13 protein-coding genes are annotated in these 18,061 nt (G+C 43.6%); 5 read left to right on the top strand and 8 right to left on the bottom strand.

What is annotated here, in order from left to right; genetic code table 11:
• Positions 1–202: 202 nt before the first annotated feature.
• The 3 genes from CHA01nite_RS10470 to proS all read right to left on the bottom strand — a co-directional run bounded on the left by CHA01nite_RS10470 (position 203) and on the right by proS (position 4,638).
• Positions 203–1,543: an Nramp family divalent metal transporter gene (locus CHA01nite_RS10470; protein WP_146941264.1), complete on the bottom strand. Its 1,341-nt coding sequence runs from the start codon at positions 1,541–1,543 to the stop codon at positions 203–205.
• A 107-nt stretch (positions 1,544–1,650) separates the two neighbouring features.
• The gene (locus CHA01nite_RS10465; protein ID WP_146941263.1) at positions 1,651–2,970 is read right to left on the bottom strand and encodes an OmpA family protein; all 1,320 of its coding nucleotides are present in this window, start codon (positions 2,968–2,970) and stop codon (positions 1,651–1,653) included.
• 192 nt (positions 2,971–3,162) lie between these two features.
• Entirely contained in the window at positions 3,163–4,638 is a 1,476-nt protein-coding gene (proS, locus tag CHA01nite_RS10460) for a proline--tRNA ligase (RefSeq protein ID WP_146941262.1), read from the bottom strand.
• A gap of 147 nt (positions 4,639–4,785) precedes the next feature.
• Here proS and CHA01nite_RS10455 point away from each other — a divergent pair, with 147 nt between their 5' ends.
• Positions 4,786–5,883 (top strand): prolyl-tRNA synthetase, encoded by a 1,098-nt coding sequence (locus CHA01nite_RS10455; protein WP_146941261.1) that lies wholly within the window; start codon positions 4,786–4,788, stop codon positions 5,881–5,883.
• Between the two features lie 50 nt (positions 5,884–5,933).
• Positions 5,934–7,316: an OmpP1/FadL family transporter gene (locus CHA01nite_RS10450; RefSeq protein WP_146941260.1), complete on the top strand. Its 1,383-nt coding sequence runs from the start codon at positions 5,934–5,936 to the stop codon at positions 7,314–7,316.
• Positions 7,317–7,534: 218 nt separating this feature from the next.
• On the opposite strand, the gene CHA01nite_RS10445 is transcribed toward CHA01nite_RS10450, so the two are convergent.
• Both CHA01nite_RS10445 and CHA01nite_RS10440 read right to left on the bottom strand, forming a co-directional pair.
• Positions 7,535–8,263, bottom strand: coding sequence for a ZIP family metal transporter (locus CHA01nite_RS10445; RefSeq protein WP_146941316.1), 729 nt, complete (start codon positions 8,261–8,263; stop codon positions 7,535–7,537).
• Positions 8,263–8,991 carry an SAM-dependent methyltransferase gene (locus tag CHA01nite_RS10440; protein ID WP_146941259.1) on the bottom strand — a complete coding sequence of 243 codons (729 nt, stop codon included), beginning with the start codon at positions 8,989–8,991 and terminating at the stop codon, positions 8,263–8,265. The genes CHA01nite_RS10445 and CHA01nite_RS10440 overlap by 1 nt, the downstream gene beginning before the upstream one ends.
• A 122-nt stretch (positions 8,992–9,113) precedes the next feature.
• Here CHA01nite_RS10440 and CHA01nite_RS10435 point away from each other — a divergent pair, with 122 nt between their 5' ends.
• Positions 9,114–10,274, top strand: a complete 1,161-nt coding sequence (locus CHA01nite_RS10435; RefSeq protein WP_146941258.1) for a THUMP domain-containing class I SAM-dependent RNA methyltransferase — start codon at positions 9,114–9,116, stop codon at positions 10,272–10,274.
• 683 nt (positions 10,275–10,957) lie between these two features.
• Complete coding sequence (locus CHA01nite_RS10425) at positions 10,958–11,962, top strand: glycosyltransferase family 2 protein (RefSeq protein ID WP_146941256.1); 1,005 nt, start codon at positions 10,958–10,960, stop codon at positions 11,960–11,962.
• Positions 11,963–12,117: 155 nt separating this feature from the next.
• Here CHA01nite_RS10425 and CHA01nite_RS10420 read toward each other — a convergent pair whose 3' ends face one another.
• The gene (locus CHA01nite_RS10420; protein ID WP_146941255.1) at positions 12,118–13,344 is read right to left on the bottom strand and encodes an aminotransferase class I/II-fold pyridoxal phosphate-dependent enzyme; all 1,227 of its coding nucleotides are present in this window, start codon (positions 13,342–13,344) and stop codon (positions 12,118–12,120) included.
• Positions 13,345–13,499: 155 nt separating this feature from the next.
• Between CHA01nite_RS10420 and CHA01nite_RS10415 the strand changes: the two genes are divergently transcribed.
• The gene (locus CHA01nite_RS10415) at positions 13,500–13,958 is read left to right on the top strand and encodes an Lrp/AsnC family transcriptional regulator (protein ID WP_146941254.1); all 459 of its coding nucleotides are present in this window, start codon (positions 13,500–13,502) and stop codon (positions 13,956–13,958) included.
• A 260-nt stretch (positions 13,959–14,218) separates the two neighbouring features.
• Here CHA01nite_RS10415 and CHA01nite_RS10410 read toward each other — a convergent pair whose 3' ends face one another.
• Together CHA01nite_RS10410 and CHA01nite_RS10405 are read right to left on the bottom strand one after the other, a co-directional pair.
• The gene (locus tag CHA01nite_RS10410; protein WP_146941253.1) at positions 14,219–15,250 is read right to left on the bottom strand and encodes a bestrophin family protein; all 1,032 of its coding nucleotides are present in this window, start codon (positions 15,248–15,250) and stop codon (positions 14,219–14,221) included.
• Between the two features lie 669 nt (positions 15,251–15,919).
• Positions 15,920–17,992, bottom strand: a complete 2,073-nt coding sequence (locus tag CHA01nite_RS10405; protein WP_146941252.1) for an alpha-ketoacid dehydrogenase subunit alpha/beta — start codon at positions 17,990–17,992, stop codon at positions 15,920–15,922.
• Positions 17,993–18,061: the final 69 nt, after the last annotated feature.

Genomic DNA, 18,061 nt, shown 5'->3' with positions numbered 1-18,061 from the left:
TCATGCGAACCGGATAGATGTCGAAAATTCAAGAAAATTTTGACAGGTAAGTGTAAGAGGTGAGTGGTGGGTTTCGTACCGTTCCAGTGCAAGCGGTAATACGATATTCAGATCTCCGAAGGAACGACAGAAAAAACGAAAACCTCCGTAATATCAACACCCGTGCATTATTTATCGTTTATAACTAATAACTCATCATTCCTCAAACGCCCTGCCCAAAAAACGTCTGGTACAGCAGGTAAAGATTCAGAATAATAATGATAACTGAAATAATCCACACTCCTGCTTTTAGAAAGGGTTTGTTCACAAATTCACCCATTTTGGCTTTGTCATTGGTAAACATCACCAGAGGAACAACGGCAAAGCTCAGCTGCATCGATAGAATTACCTGGCTTAAAACCAGCAATTCGGTAGTGCCGCTTTCACCATATATAACGGAAACGATCAGTGCCGGGATAACGGCAATCAGACGGGTGATCAGACGTCGTACCCAGGGCTTTAATCTGATATTTAAAAAACCTTCCATAACAATCTGGCCGGCCAACGTTCCGGTCAGGGTCGAATTCTGTCCTGAAGCCAGTAAGGCTACGGCAAATACGATGCTCGCCATGGAAGCTCCTAAGATCGGCGTCAGCATTTTGTAGGCATCATGAATATCCGCGACATCTTTATTGCCCGAAACATGAAAAGTGGCTGCCGCCAGAATTAAGATCGCTCCATTGATGAAGAAAGCCAGCATCAGGGAAACCGTACTGTCTAGAGTGGCAAATTTAATGGCTTCCTTTTTTCCTGCCGTATCACGGGAATAATCCCGGGTCTGCACAATGCTGCTGTGAAGGTATAAATTATGCGGCATCACGGTGGCTCCCAGAATTCCGATGGCAATATACAGCATCGCCGGATTCCGGATGATTTCTTTCTGCGGAACCAGTCCGCCCAATAACTCATGAATAGCCGGTTTTGAAATCACCAGTTCGTAAATAAAACATGCAAGGATAATAAAAATCAGTCCTCCGACAATACTTTCGATCCAGCGGAACCCTTTCGACTGCAGAAGAAGGATGAACAGCACATCTGCAGTAGTAATTACAATTCCCCAGGTCAGCGGAATATGGAAAAGGAGATTCAGGGCGATCGCAGAACCGATGACTTCAGCAAGATCACAGGCTGCAATGGCAATTTCGCAGAATACCCAAAGGATAAAGTTGGTGGTAGGGCTGAAATGATCCCTGCAGGCCTGGGCAAGATCCCTTTCGGCCACAACACCGAGTTTTACGGAAAGATGCTGCAGTACCATCGCAAAAATATTGGAAATCAGAATTACCGAAAGCAGGATATACCCGAACTGTGCCCCTCCGGCAATATCCGTCGCCCAGTTTCCGGGATCCATATATCCTACGGCAACCATAAGTCCGGGCCCGGCAAAAGCCAGATACTTCCTCCAGAAGCTTCCGTTTTTAGGGATCTTTACCGAAGAATAAGCTTCGGACAGGGAATGAGAGGTTTTATCTTTACGCCACGCGTTTTTTAAATTTGAGCTCATAAAAATGTTAGAAATGACTAACAAATATAATTAAATTAATGAAAAGGGCAAGGCCAAAAGAAAATCCCGGAAACATTCCGGGATTTCATATCATATTACCGACAGGATTACTTTGAAAATCTCACTGCCATTTTTCGGTCGATCGCTCTTTCCGTATCCGAAGCTTTGGCATCAACGGTAGCGAACTGGCTTCCGTATCCGTCTGCTCCGGTTACCTGTGAACCTACCCCCTGCTTTTCCAGCCACGATTTAATAAAATCAGCCCTTTCGGCAGATAATTTTAAATTGGCAGCTTCGTTACCTGTTTTATCAGTATAGCCACCGATTTTTATTTTCGCGTCAGGATATGCTTTCAGGATCGCTACAAGATTATTTAGCTGTCCTTCGGAACCTGCTTCCAGTGCAGTCGCACTGCCCAATTTAAAATTCACATGGTCGAAATTGTACCAGTCGTTTTTTAAAGCATTGTCATCAGCAGCACTTTGATAGCCGCCTGATTTCAGGAAGGCAATCATACGGTCTTCCATTCCGCCTCTGTAACCTTTCAATGCAGTACCGTTAAGATCGATATCCTCATCCACTTTTGATGTTGCCGCCATTGCCGCTGTATCCTTCATTCCTGAAGTTGTGGTTGTATCGGTAACTACATTTCCGGAATCACTTACAGTCGTTGTTGTGGTTGTTTCTTTTTTATCGCACTGCTTCCACACGAAAAAGCCGGCAGCCAGTAAAAGGAGCAGAGGAAGCAGCCATTTCCAGATCGATCCGCCGTCGCTGGTAGTCGGTCTGTCCGGGAAGGTTCCCCCAGGAGCAACACTTCTTGTTACTTCGACTTTCGGCTCTCCGGATACCGGCTTTTCCTCAGCCGGCATTTTTATGGCATCCCCGTCATTGTCAAATTTATAGCGTGCATCCCAGTCACCGCTTTCATTGAGGGCGGCTAAAGAAAGTCCCGCAGGCAGTAAGGTAGAAACGATTCCTTTCTGGTCATTCAGCAATTTTGAAATTCCTGCATGGTCCAGGTTGTTGTCGGCAGCGTATTTTCCCAGGGAACCAACGGTAGCACCGGCAACCATATTCAGCAATGAGCTTGAAGAATTGTTACTGATTCCTGCATAGCCCGCAATTGTTTCAATCAATCCGTTCAGCCTGTCGCCGAAAAGAACCGATAAAAGACGCGAAATAGCGGAATCGTTGGATGAACCTCCCGGCAGGTTTCCTAAGATACCGCTGGAAGAGGGATTTGAAATCGTATCCAATACCTCCGGATTGTCGGCATTGTTGGCCAGTCCGCCTACCACGGCCGGTAAAAGGCCCTGGATGGCTTTTGAAACTGAACTTTCACTTTCTCCGAGTTGGGCAGCCGTCCGGGATTCCAGGGCAGGACCCAATTGTCCTTTAATTAGATCAATGGCGTGTAATGACATAATAAAATATTTTGAGATTAATGTTGGAATAGAAAGTAACAAAAAATAGTCCAAATATATCCCACAAAAAAAATCTGTAAAAATTCAGTGAACTTTTACAGATTTATATTTTAAGCGTTTAAATCTATTAAATGCTAAATGTCATTCAATTATAATGATAAGAATGATCATTGAGCAATCATCAATTATAATCTAGTAAGCTTTGGCAAATAAAACCCTCCTCTGGGACGGCTTTCCTGAAATCAGGGAAACGCCTTCTTCAATATCATCATCCAAAGGAATACATCTGATGGTAGCTTTGGTTTCGTCTTTGATCTGCTCTTCTTCCTCAGCAGTTCCGTCCCAATGGGCATAAATGAACCCTCCTTTTTCTTCCAGCACTTTTTTGAATTCTTCGTACGTATCTACTTTCGTGATGTTATTTTTTCTGAATTCAAAAGCTTTGGTGTACATATCCTGCTGGATGGTTTTCAGCAAATCTTCGATGTATGAATCAATACCTTCGATTGCGCGTACTTCCTTTGTCAAATTATCCCTTCTGGCGATTTCCACCGAATTGTTCTCCAGATCCCTTGGTCCCATGGCAATTCTTACCGGCACGCCTTTCAGTTCATATTCTGCAAACTTCCAGCCCGGCTTGTTCTGGGTATCATCATCGAATTTTACGGAAATTCCCCTGGTTCTCAGCCTGGCCTGGATGTCCAGGGCCACTTCACTGATTTGGGCCAGTTGTTCTTCTCCTTTGAAAATAGGAACAATAACCACCTGGATCGGAGCCAGCGTAGGAGGTAGTACCAATCCGAAATCATCGGAATGGGTCATAATCAACGCACCCATCAGACGGGTCGAGGTTCCCCAGGATGTCGCCCATGCATGCTCGATTTTTCCTTCTTTATTGGTGAATTTAACGTCGAAGGCCTTTGCAAAGTTCTGCCCGAGGAAGTGGGACGTTCCGGCCTGTAAAGCTTTACCGTCCTGCATCAAAGCTTCGATACAGTAGGTTTCGTCAGCTCCCGCAAATCTCTCGGAAGGCGTCTTCAGTCCCTGGATGACCGGCATTGCCATAAAGTTTTCTGCAAAATCCGCATACACCTTATTCATTTTTTCCGCTTCTTCTACTGCTTCATCTTTAGTGGCATGCGCCGTGTGGCCTTCCTGCCATAAAAATTCTGCCGTTCTAAGGAAAAGACGCGTCCTCATTTCCCAACGAACCACATTCGCCCATTGGTTGATCAGGATCGGAAGATCCCTGTAGGACTGGATCCAGTTTTTATACGTATTCCAGATAATGGCTTCGGAAGTAGGGCGTACAATCAGTTCTTCCTCCAGTTTGGCATCCGGGTCCACAATCAGTTTGGAAGGATTATCAGGATCCGTTTTCAGACGGTAATGCGTTACTACGGCACATTCTTTAGCAAAACCTTCTGCATTTTTCTCCTCAGCCTCAAACAAGCTTTTGGGTACAAACAGCGGGAAATAAGCATTTACGTGACCCGTTTCCTTGAACTTCCGGTCCATTTCATCACGCATTTTCTCCCAGATTGCATAGCCGTACGGTTTAATCACCATACACCCCCGCACTCCTGAGTTTTCAGCTAAGTCGGCTTTCACCACCAACTCATTATACCATTTGCTGTAATCTTCGCTTCTTGAGGTTAATTTTGCCATTAATTTTTTTTTAATATTTTTAACTTATTCCAATTATTGTTATCTAAAAATAAAAATCTATTTTTGATAGATTTTTGTACCTGTGCTGATGGTACATTTTTGGTACAGACTGCAAATATAATTTAAATAAAAAATTTTTACGTTATCATGAAAAAAAATATACATAAAAATTTGCTTGGCATGCTGAAATCCAAAGGGATTCTTACCATCGCCGGCGGATTGATCTTAATGTCCTGCGGTGCCCAGATGGGTGGCTACAGCGAGACCGACGGTGTCTATTATGACCCGAATAAAGACACTCTTCCTGAAGGAGTAATTATCAATGACAGAGGAAACAGAGTAGGGGAAGAATACAATTATTATCAGGATGACACCAACGTGGTTCAGAATGCAGAAATGAATTCCAGAGAAGGAAAATATGATGCATGGAACAATTATTCTTGGAACAATACCGCAACCGATTCAGACTGGGGAAGCTATGCCGGAAGCCAGACAAATTATTATGGCAATTCCTGGGGCTGGGGTGGTCCTTGGGGCTGGGGCGGTATGTACGGCGGCTATAATCCCTACTGGGGCTGGGGCGGCTATGGCGGTTACGGCTGGGGTCTCGGACTTTCATGGGGAGGCTCATGGGGCTGGGGCGGCTACGGTGGCTGGAACATGGGATGGGGATATCCTTACGGTGGATGGTATGGTGCCTATAACCCCTATTGGGGCTGGGGTGGCTACGGCGGTTACGGCTGGGGCTACGGCGGCGGCTATTGGGGCGGCGGCTATTATGCACCGAACTACCGACGAAGCGGAGCCAATGGAAGAGGATTCAATACGTATAACGGAAGTTTTGCCAATAAGTATGGCGTAACCTCCGGAGGAATGAGAAGAAGCAATACCAATACAGGAGGCTTCAGAAACTCAGGTTCCGGGATGAATAACGGAGGATACCGCGGCAACAGCGGCGGATTCAGACAGGGGAATACCAACGGCGGCGGATTCAGAAGCGGACAAAGCGGAATGAGACCTCAGGGTGGTTTCCGTACCCAGGGACAGCCAAGACCAAGCTACAATTACCCACAACAATCCCAGCCGAGAAATGACGGAGGATTCAGAAACAATGGCGGAGGATTCAATAATTCCAACAGCGGCGGCGGCTTCCGGTCAGGAGGCGGTGGCTTCGGTGGCGGAAGCGGCGGTGGCGGCTTCAGATCCGGTGGCGGCGGTGGCGGCGGTTTCCGTGGTGGCAGATAATTACAAATAATAACTATTAAAAAATAATGTTAAAAAAATCTTTAGCAATAATGAGCATCTCTGCGGCATTTTTTGCACAGGCTCAAGATGTTTCCGTGATTAGAAATACCATAGACGTTTATTCTAATGCACCGAATGTAGGTTCTGCTAAGTTTAATGCGATGGGAGGTTCCAATGGAGCCCTGGGAGGCGATGCCAATTCGCTGCTTACCAATCCGGCCGGACTGGGTGTTGCTATTTCAGGAGAAATTTCAGGAACCTTATCGGTTACCAACAATAAAAATACCTCTTCTTATGCGGGTTCCTCTTACGGATACAGTATCAATAAAGGAGACCTTGGAAATTTGGGAGCGGTCATGACTTTTCAGCTGATGACGGAAAGCGCCTGGAAATTCATTAATATCGGGGTTAATTACTCCAACCAGTCAGTTGAAAATTATATCGAGACTCCTGGTAACAACAATCTGGTCTACGATTTTCCTGACGGCGGAAGTTCTTCATTCGGAAGACATGCTTACGACAGGTATGGCTATTTATCCAAGACGAGCTTTGGGGTAGGAGCAAACTACAATAACAGTTTTTATCTTGGAGCCGGCTTAAATTTCCTGAATACTTCTATCGATCAGTCGGATACAGCAATTTTTAATTCCTTGGCAGACGGAAGCTCAGAATACTTCAGCAAACAGAATACACCTTTTACCGAAAAGGCAAACGGATTTTCAGCTTCATTAGGAGTAATCGGAAAATTAAGCCCGAATTTCAGGGTGGGAGCTTCTTTGGAAACCCCTACTTTCTGGGATATCGACAGAGGGTATAACTATTACAACGATCCTATTTCCGGAGATGATTTCGGTACAGAAAACAGAAAGCTGACCACTCCGATGAAGGCTACGGTAAGCGCTGCATTCATTGCCAGCAAAAGCTTTGCATTAAATGTGGATTATACTTTGGGATTAACGAGACCTAAGTATAAAGTATATGGCGACGCCGAAACAGAACTGAACGATTTCTTTAAGGATCATTATAAAAATTTATCTGAATTAAAGATCGGTGCCGAATACAGAATCAAGCAGTTCAGGTTAAGAGGAGGGTATTCATATGCTTCCAGCCCGATTGATGCACTTACGGTAAAGGGAAGGTATAACAATGACGGAAGCATTACGGAAAACCAGTCCTATAGCAACCTGATCTTAAATGACAGAAATGCTTTGTCGTTCGGTTTAGGATATGATTTCAGGTCTTTCTATATTGATGCTTCCTATCAGAATATCTCTTCAAAATACAGCAACCCGTTCTTGTATGGAGAGGTAAACAATAATTACGAAGCAGGATATTATTCTCCGAACCGTCTGATCTCCAGCGATGCTTCTGCGGTATCGGATGTGAAGAATATCAGGAATAATTTCTTCCTTACATTCGGATGGAAATTCTGATTTAGACCATTCTTAATATCAAAACAAAAGGGTCCTGAATACAATATTCAGGATCTTTTTTATGTTCTAGATTTATTTTATCGATACGAATTAAATCAACTGTTTTCGTAAAGAACAGATAAGACTTACTATTCAAACCTTCGTCGATGTGCTGACTGATAAAACATCCATCCTTCAGCTCCCATCTTCCAGCCATCAATACTATGGCTTACATTAAATCAATGATGGTGCCCTGCATGAGGATGGCTGTGAAACAGGTGCATCACCAGTGCCAGGGAAACCCCTAAAATGACCAGTCCGATTTTTATCCAGTCAATATTGTGGTTTTTATTGCTTTCAAAAATAATGACGGATGAAATATGCAGGAAAATACCACCGACGATGGCCAGAAAATAAGGCTGCAGATCGGGATTAAAATAGTTTCCTAACAACATTCCCATCGGGGAAGCCAATGCGAATAAAGCAACAATCAGCATGGAAGGATAGGAGGGAGCTGATTTTGCTTCCTGCTTTCGGTTGAATAAAAAAGCACCCAGTATAAAGGAAATCGGAAGATTGTGGAAAACAATTCCCAAAAGGTAGGGTGAAAAATCATGCTCTTCGTTTGCCAGAGGGATCCCTTCAATAAATGCATGAATAAAAAGCCCGACCATCAATGCAGCCGGCAGAATATTATGCTCGCTGTGATGATGGAAGTGGCCGTGCTCAAAACCTTTGGTTAATGCTTCAAGAACCATTTGCAAAAGGACTCCGCCAATGACAAAGATCCCTAAATTGCTGCCTGTTTCAGAAGTATAGACCTGCGGAAAGACTTCATTAAGACAGATCGTAATCAGAAATCCGGCACTCAGAATAAGCAGGTTTTTTGCCAGCTTTTCTTTTTTACCGAAATGCTTTCCCAGAAATACCCCTGCCATGACACTGGCGATCAGTAAAAGTACCGTTATCATGATTTTTTTCTGAATAAATTAATGCAGCGCGTGGATGTTTCTTTATTAAATTCGTTAAGCTGATAGTCGCCCCAGGTTTTTATACTTTCAAAACCGCATTCAGCAGCGTAAGCATTAATGGCTTCCAGGGTATGAAGTTTTACCTTTTCAAAGAAATGAAAAGACCTGCCGTCTGCTTCAAACCGGATATCTTTTACAATATGCCGGCCTTCGATCTTTTTCAGGATTTTAAACTCGATGCCTTCCCGTACGACCGTAGCCTCCGGAACCATACTTTTCCGTACATATTCTTCATTCAGATAATCAAGGACAAAAAAACCACCGGGCTTCAATACCTGATACACCGACTGAAAAACTTTTTTATCATCATTTTCATTGTCAAAGTATCCGAAGCTGGTAAAGAGATTGAACACGGCATCCATAGGATCTGCATCAATCGGGTTTCTCATATCGTGAACATCAAACAACAGGGTCTGGTTTTCAAACTGCTTATCGAATTCGATGCTCTGCCTTGAAAGGTCCAGTCCCAAAACATCATAGCCGAGTTTATTGAGGAAAACCGAATGCCGTCCCTTGCCGCATGCCAGATCGATGATCCTGGATTTCGGGGGAAGCTGAAGATCCTGTGTAAGTTTCGTAATGAAGTTTTCTGCTTCCGTATAGTCTCTGTTGCTGTACAGTACATGATAATAAGGGGTATCAAACCAAGATTCAAACCATTCCATGCTGCAAAAATAGTGTTTTTTGCCCGACTGTCCATAGCGGTAAACCCACGGTTTTTACAGCTTGCCGTGATTTCTCTCATGGGTAAGCTGATAACCAACAACTAAAATCGTATTTTTGCATCATGAATACAGAAAATATAAAGATCCAGATAAAAACATTCTTCGGATTGGAGCAGATTCTTGCGGAAGAAATCAAAAAGCTGGGCGGACGGAACGTTGAGGTAAAAAACCGGGCAGTGAACTGCGAGGGCGATTTAGGCTTTTTATATAAAATCAATTATTCTGCCAGGACGGCACTGAAAATCCTGGTGCCGATCCATGAATTCAAAGCTTTCAACCAGCATCAGTTTTACGACCGGCTTTTCAAATTCAACTGGGAGGAATTCATGGATGTGGACCAATCGTTTGCCATTGATTCGACGGTGAATTCCGAGACGTTCAAGCATTCGCAGTTTGTGACTCTAAAGATGAAGGATGCCATTGTGGATTATTTTCAGGATAAATTCAAAAGACGGCCGAATGTGGAAACCCGCAACCCGGATATTAAGTTCCATCTTCACATTGACCGTGAGCTGGTGACCATTTCCCTGGATTCCTCAGGTGATCCTTTGTTTAAAAGAGGATACCGGCGGGAACAGGGTGAAGCGCCGATTAATGAAGTACTGGCCAGCGGCATGCTGCAGCTCGCCGGATGGGACGGGAAAGGAAATTTCCTGGATCCGATGTGCGGTTCCGGAACCCTTCTGATAGAAGCGGCGATGATTGCCCTCGATCTGCCTGCCCAGATTTTCCGGAGAGGCTTTGCTTTCCAGAACTGGAAAAATTACGACGCCGATCTGTTTAAGAAAATCAAGGAATTCCGGATCAACCGGGTAAAAGAATTTACCGGGAAGATTGTAGGGTACGATATCGATGCCCGCATGCTGAATGCTGCCCGGACGAATATAGAAGCGGCAGAAATGGAAGATGTCATCGAAGTGAGGAAACAGAATTTCTTCGATTCGAAGAAAGAACTCTTCCCGCTGCTGATGGTTTTCAATCCGCCTTACGATGAGCGGATTTCCATTAACGACGATGATTTCTACAAAAAAATAGGTGATACCTTCAAAACCCATTACCCGAATACCTTAGCCTGGCTGATCTCCTCCGACCTGGACGCCCTGAAAAAAATAGGGCTCCGTCCGTCAAGAAAAATCAAGCTTTTCAACGGAAAACTGGAAACCCGGTTTTTACAATATGAAATGTATGAAGGCACGAAGAAGGTGCATAAACTGGAAAATTAATATTGACATAACCTTTCGCATTGCGGAAGGTTTTTTTATTTTTGTTAAAACTTAAATCATGAATTGGGATTTTCTAGATGTTTTTGATATACTTACAGATGTTCCGGATTTATTGGGAAATACATCAGCTTCATCAGAAAGTAGCTGCGAACAAGAATCACCGGTAAGAAAGAAAACAAAGTACCTTACTGAAAAGATAAGTGCAGTACTGCTGTTATTTTCTGCCGTTCTGCTGTTCTTCGTTTTTAAAAATCCGTTACCTGCAGAAAATTATATACCGACCCTGATGGTTTGCTCATTGATCGGATTAGCCGTTTCACTTGTCTTTTTCTTTCTTTTGTATTCGCTGGAGAAATATTATTTTAAAAATATTTTTCAGTGGATTTTCTTCAGTGGATCGGTTATATTGTTTTCTGTTTCACTGGTTGGCTTTTTTTATTTTAAATCCGGGATATTTATCTGAATATAAACTTAATTCCGGTCAGTATCAACTCTATGTCATCCTGAGGTTCTCGAAGTATTTTACACCGCCGGCACCATTGAATATTGCTTCTTTATACAGTGATTGTAAAGGCTTCGAGAGCCTGACAGCTTATCCGAAAAAAAAAGTTTCTGATTTATAAATTATCATAAATGCTTTGCGCATTCCTCCGTGAATAAGTAATTTTGAAAAATTTTCAGATTTGAACCCTACCATTTCCATTGTTGTTGCTATCTTTAACCGAAGAGACGAACTTTTTGAACTGCTGACTTCTCTTACCGCACAGACTGACCGGGCGTTTGAAATTATTATTGTCGATGACGGATCGATGATCGACCTGAAACCGACGGTTGAAAATTTTTCAGGTTTCTTAAAAATAAAATATTTCCGGAAAGATAACTCAGGGCCCGGATTGTCCAGGAATTACGGTGCCAGGAGAGCGGAAAACGAATGGCTGGTTTTTGTAGACAGCGATGTGATCGTGGAGAAAGATTATATTGAAAATATTAAAAAAGACATCTTGGAAATTCCATGTGATGCCTTCGGAGGTGCGGATAAAGCCCATAAAGGATTCAACCTGATGCAGAAAGCGATTTCCTATTCCATGACTTCGGTTTTTACCACCGGCGGAATTCGGGGCAGTAAAAAGGCGGTTTCAAAATTCCAGCCCAGAAGTTTCAACATGGGAGTAAAAAAGGAAGTATTCGAAAAAGTGGGCGGTTTCTCGGAAATGCGGATCGGTGAAGATCCGGATCTATCCATGACGCTTTGGGAGAACGGTTTTACCACGGCATTTTTTGATGACATCGCAATTTATCACAAACGCAGGGTGGATTTTGGAAAGTTTTCACGGCAGGTGTACCAGTTCGGCTGTGCCCGTCCGATCCTCAACCAGCGGCATCCGGACTATGTAAAAATTTCCTTTGCATTTCCGACTCTGTTTCTTATCGGTTATATCATGGGGTTTGTGGAATATTTTATTCTTGGAAAAGGGGTTATTCTTGCTTTTTACGGGCTGTATACCTTCATGGTGTTTTTCCATGCTTTATGGGTAACAAAAAATATCAGCATTACCGGGATGGCCGTTATTTCCACCTATATTCAGATGTTTTCGTATGGTTACGGGTTTTTAAAATCGTGGGTGCTGCTTAATATTTTGAGAATGAAACCTGAAGAAGCGTTCCCGAACCATTTCCATAAAATTTAATTGTTATTTTCTCTGAATAAACTTAGTAAGCTTCTATAAGTGTAACGGCTTTGGAGCCTTAAAAGCAGTCAGTATTCAAAGAAACTTAGTGAGCTCCGTATTCGGCATCTTTCAAAGAAAAAAGCTGTCGAATCAACAACAGCTTTCTACAATAATTAGGATATGGAGATGGTTTCATGGTTGAGAACGCCTGTTTTGAGCATGCATTCCCTCATCTTTTCGTAGGTTCGTTCGATGTCGTGATCCAGCCCGATGGAGAATCGGATCAGTCCGTCGGAAATTCCCATGGCGGCGCGTTCTTCTTCCGGAATTTCGGAGGAAGTAGAGCTTCCGGAGCATGAGAATAAAGTTTTGTAAAAGCCTAAGCTTACGGCAAGGTAGCCGAGGTTTTCCTGCTGCATCAGTTCCATCAGCTCATTGGCTTTCTCTGTGGTACCGGCATCTAAAGTAAGCAGGCCGCCGAAGCCGTATTCTTCGTGCATCATGCTTTTCATCAGTTCGTGGTGCCTGTGGGATTTTAAGCCCGGATAAACCACGCGCAATCCGTCTTCTTCAAATCTCCGGGCCAGGAACATAGCATTGTGGCTGTGTTGTTTCATCCGGATATGGAGTGTCCTCAGATTCTTCAGAATGCTTGCCGAACGGAAGCTGTCCATGGTCGGGCCCAGCAGCATACAGGCGCCGCTGTTTACATTTTTGGTATCGTTGATAAATTCCTGGGTACCGCAATAGACCCCGCCTACCGTATCACTGCTGCCGTTAATGAATTTCGTCAGGGAGTGGATTACAATGTCTGCACCCAGTACAGTGGGAGAAACGGAAAGCGGTGAGAACGTATTGTCTACAATCAGTTTTAAGCCGTGCTTTTTGCAGATGTCGGAAAGTTTTCTTAAGTCGGCCACTTCCAGGAGAGGGTTGCTGACACTTTCGCAATAGATGATTTTCGTATGTTCATTAATGGAATTCTCAATAGATTCGAAATTGCTGATGTCTACGAAAGTTGTACTGATATTAAAAGGTGGCAGAAAATTCTTCAGAAAAGCATAGGTTCCGCCGTAAATCGTCCGGCTGGAAATAATATGGTCGCCGCTTTTGCATACCTGCATCAGTACCGAGGTGATCGCACCCATACCTGAAGCAGTTACATTGGCTGCTTCGGTATTTTCAAGCTTGGCCAGTGCCTGGGCAAGGTAGAGGTTCATCGGGGAGGAATGACGGGAGTAGAGATAACATCCTTCCGCATTGCCTTCAAAAGTATCGAACATCGTCTTGGCAGACAGGAAAGTGTAGGTAGAGCTGTCTGAAATGGAAGGATTTACTCCTCCGAACTCCCCAAAATACTGTAAATCCTGAATTTCGTTAGCCGCATTAAAGTCTTTCATATCGTCCTGTTTTTTTATGGTGTAAATATGATCAACCTTCTTACGAATTACAATATAATTTTAAAATAATGGAATATAAATCTAACAATGTTTAAATACATAGAAAAAAAGTTTATTACATTTGAATAAAATAAACTTTTAACAAAAATTTATCTATGCATTTTGACGAAACCGATAAGAAACTGCTGTTTTTTCTTCAGCAAGATGCCAAGCAGACCACCAAAGAACTTTCTTACAAGCTGGGATTATCAATTACGGCAGTCTATGAACGCATCCGGAAAATGGAAAATACAGGGGTGATTTCCAAATACGTAGCATTGCTGGACCGTCAGAAAATCAACCGGAATTTTATTGTACTGTGTCATATCAAGCTGGCACAACACAAAAAGGAATACGTGCTTCAGTTTGAAAAGGAAGTCATGAATCTGGAGGAAGTCACCGAATGTTTCCACGTAAGCGGCGACTATGATTATATTTTAAAAATCGGTGTAAGGGATATGGAAGATTACCGGAATTTTATGCTTTCAAAACTTACGACGCTGCAGCATATTGCCAGTACCCACAGTTCGTTTATGATCTCGGAAGTAAAGAACACTACCGCCATTGTGCTATAGTATCCTGCAGATTACATTTCCCACAGATTGCATGGATTTTAACAGATGATTACGTTTATTTTCAACCCATAAGTCACATTAAAAGCCCGGATAGCCTGGAAATATTTTAGAATACATCAGATTACTTGAATAACAAAAGTTCTAATTGATCATCAAGATCTCTGATGGCATCCTCAGAATGAGAAACTTCCGGCATCCAGCTTCCCTCTTCCAACCTGTTGATCCGAATTATTCTTCGGATTCATGTCAATTTTAAATTTCTAGATCAACACCCCGTTTTTAGAAGGGATCGGATCTGGCAGGTCGGTTTCTCCGGTCATCTGGAGGAGGTCAATTTCAATGGTCCGGCAGATGGAAAGCATCGGAATGTCAAACATCAGCCCTTCGAAAGGATTTTCGGAATAATCACCCACAAGTTCCATGATAATATAGATCCATCCGATGATGATACAGAACGGGATGGAAACCCAGATTCCCCAGTCTCCCAATTTGGCAAATTCACTCACCAGGCCTAAAGGAAGAAGCATGATAAAGATGATATTGAAAACAAAAGCCGTACTGGCAAACTGTCTGGGTAATGGGAATTTTTTAATTCTCTCGGCCTGCCCCTGCAGGGTGTAAAATTCATTAAGGCAATCCTGCAGCTGCTTTTGGTTGAAATCTGAAATCACCTTCCTGTTTTTCAGTTCGTTTACATCTTTCGCTTGCTGCGCCACCAGATACGTCGCAAAATTCTTGTATTGAGGCTGTACATTGAGCTCTTCTTCGGATAAATATTTGTTAAGGAAAATAGGGGTTCTGCCATAATCCGGGAAGCCTGCCCTGATTAGCCGGTTCCGTTTGTGGTCGATGCTTTTAAACTGCGCTTCCTCTACCTTGATATGTTCCCATTCGGTGGGAATCAGAAGCTGTTCGCGCAATTGGTACAGCCAGGCGATATGTCGGCAGACAATTTTCTTCCGGCGGTCTTCCAGGTCAGATGTTTCCGCCTCTTCGCTGTTGGTTTGAAATGCGTAGACCATTGATCCGAGCATCCGGCTGGAATTCACGATGCCGCCCCAGATTTTTCTGGCTTCCCACAAGCGGTCGTAGGCCTGATTATTTTTAAAGCCCACCAGGAAAGCTTCTGCCGTACCGATCAGTGCTACCGGGACCCATGGAATAATCATCCAGTCCCAATGGAAAAAATGAAAAAGTATGGCAATTAATGTACACCAAATGGAAATCATAATCATATGAAATCCCGATAAATTAAGAATCTGTTTGTAATTGACGTATTTTGTTGTAATCATGAGGGGTGTAAACTAATTGAAGTCAGCGAAACAGGAAGCAAAATAGATACCATGTTAAAAGGCCGGAGGAGGGCAGCCTGATGCCGGAAGCTTTCCCTGTTCACATCGTATCCCGGAAACCTGATGGCCAAATGATATTTTTGGGGAACCGGTTTGGAAAAATCCTCTTACCTATGATTCATGGAATCAGTGATTAAAATGAATTCAATAGATCTACCTTTTATTATTTAACGTGAATTCGACCGTATCAACATTATATTCAGCCGATTATTTAATTCAAAAATAAAAATGAGACTGATGCAGTCAGGATTTTAAATAATACTCATTTTGCCGGAACAAATACACGGTTTATGCTTCTGATAGGGTTTTATCCTATCCTGTACTAAGCCGTCCTTTCAGGACTTTAAAACAACAGAAATCTGTCCGTGATTGAAAAAAAAGGCCGGTTATTCAGGATTGAATAATAACCCCTCTGGTAAAGCGATAATTTATTTAGTTTGATGATCAGGATCTTTGATCCTATGACTGATAAGAGAAACTTCCGGCATCCGGCTCCCTCTTCCAGCCTTTATTTACGGTTTATACCTAAAATTCACGTTATTTAAATACAGAATTAAAAAAGGCCATAAAAAAACCTCCGGTATCCGGAGGTTGATTATTTCATCTGAATTAAGAGTTCAGCATTTCTTCAATTTTTGCGCTCAGCTTTTCTGCATTCGGCAGCATTTCCTTTTCCAGAACGAGATTGATCGGCACTGCCGGAACATCCAGCGACCCCATGGTTTCTACCGGAGCATCAAGGTAGCGGAAGCAGTTCTTGGAAATCCGGTGGGCGAAAGCTTCTGCGAAAGAATTGTTCAGTTGCTCTTCCGTGAGTACAATGCATTTCCCGTGGGCCTTCACTTTTTCAAAAACCAGTTCTTCATCCAGAGGAATCAAGGTTCTGAGATCGATTACCTCAACTCTGCCATTGAATTTTTTCACCGCTTCTTTAGCCCAGTAGACCCCCATTCCATACGTAACAATCACTAAAGTTCTTCCTTTTTCAGTTTCCTCCCTGTCGGCTTCGACGATAACTTTTCCTTTTCCGAAAGGCAAAATATAGTCTTCTGCCGGTTCGATGGTTTTGGCATCTTCAGTTCCGGGAACTTTGCTCCAGTACAGGCCTTTGTGTTCCAGCATGATGACCGGGTTCGGATCGTAATAGGCGGCTTTCAGCAAGCCTTTGAAGTCTGCGGCGTTGCTTGGATAAGCAATTTTAATTCCTTTGATGTTGGCTAAGATGCTTTCCACGCTTCCGCTGTGGTAGGGTCCGCCTCCGCCGTAGGCCCCGATCGGCACACGGATGATATTGCTGACAGGGAATTTTCCCTGGCTTAAATAACTTGACTTTGAAATTTCGGTAATCAGCTGGTTGAGGCCCGGATAGATGTAATCGGCAAACTGCACTTCTACAATCGGTTTCAGGCCGACAGCGCTCATTCCTGTGGTGGAGCCGATGATATAGGCTTCCTGGATGGCGGTATTGAAAACCCTCTTACTGCCGAATTTCCTGCCTAAAGTTACCGTTTCCCGGAAAACCCCGCCGATTCGTTCTCCGACGTCCTGCCCGTACAGTAAGGCTTCCGGATGTTTCCACATCAGCTCCTGGATGGCATGGATGGCAGCATCCACCATTACGATTTTTTCTCCGCCCTGGGGTTCGCGGGTCCCGCTTTCTTCGGTTATCGGCGTGGGTGCGAAAACATGCTGCATAACGGTTTCCGGCTTCGGGTCTTCTGCCTTCTGAGCTCTCTCGAAAGCTTCTTCCGCTTCCAGGCGGGCTTTTTTCGTAATCTGCTTCAGGAGATCCTCATCCACGCCCGATTCAATCAGGTGGTTTCTGAGGATTTCTCCCGGATCTTTGGACCGATGCTTGGTCAGGTCTTCTTCATCCCGGTAGAACTCGCGTCTTACCCCGGACGTATGGTGTCCGATCAGAACGGTTTTTGCACATACCACCAATGGTTTTCTTTCATTCCTTACAAAATCTACCGCTTTCTTCATCACCTCGAAACTTTCAATAAAATCGGTTCCGTCCACCCTCATTCTGCTCAGTCCGGTAAAGCCGGCTACAAATTCGTAAGCGTCACAGGTTCTTGCCTCATCTTTGGTTACGGAAATTCCCCATTCATTATCCTGTACCAGGAAAATGATAGGAAGCTGGTGAAGGGCGGAAAACTGAAGTGCTTCACTCACTTCGCCTTCCGTTACGGAATTGTCTCCCAGGCTGCAGATGACTACGGGATTGTTTTCAAACTGCTGCAGATTGAAATCCTGAATGTACTTGATTCCCTGGGCGACACCTGCTGTAGGGATCGTCTGCATTCCTGTTGCCGAACTCTGATGAATGATTTTCGGTTTGTCTTCATCCCGGCTTGAAGGATGGGAATAATACGATCTTCCTCCCGAAAAAGGATCATCAGCTTTGGCCAATAACTGCAGCATCAGTTGGTAAGGTTCGAAACCGATTCCCAGAAGAATGCTTTCGTCCCGGTAATAGGGGGACACCCAGTCTTCTTTTTTCAATTGATATGCGGTGGCCAGCTGAATGGCTTCATGTCCTCTTGAAGTACTGTGTACATATTTGGTAACATTTCTGTTCTCTTCATAAATGTCCGCCATCGCTTTGGCAAGCATCATATGGTTATAGGCCTTTAGCAGAATATCCTGAGAAACTTTTTCGTGAAGTGTATTTTCCATAGAAGGCAAAGATAAACAAAAAATTAAAACACTAACAACCGTTAGTGTTTTCCGGTTTTTAATGCGGTA

The sequence above is a fragment of the Chryseobacterium hagamense genome, assembly GCF_007991455.1.
Lineage (GTDB): Bacteria > Bacteroidota > Bacteroidia > Flavobacteriales > Weeksellaceae > Chryseobacterium > Chryseobacterium hagamense.
This window is presented reverse-complemented; position numbering and strand designations above follow the sequence as displayed.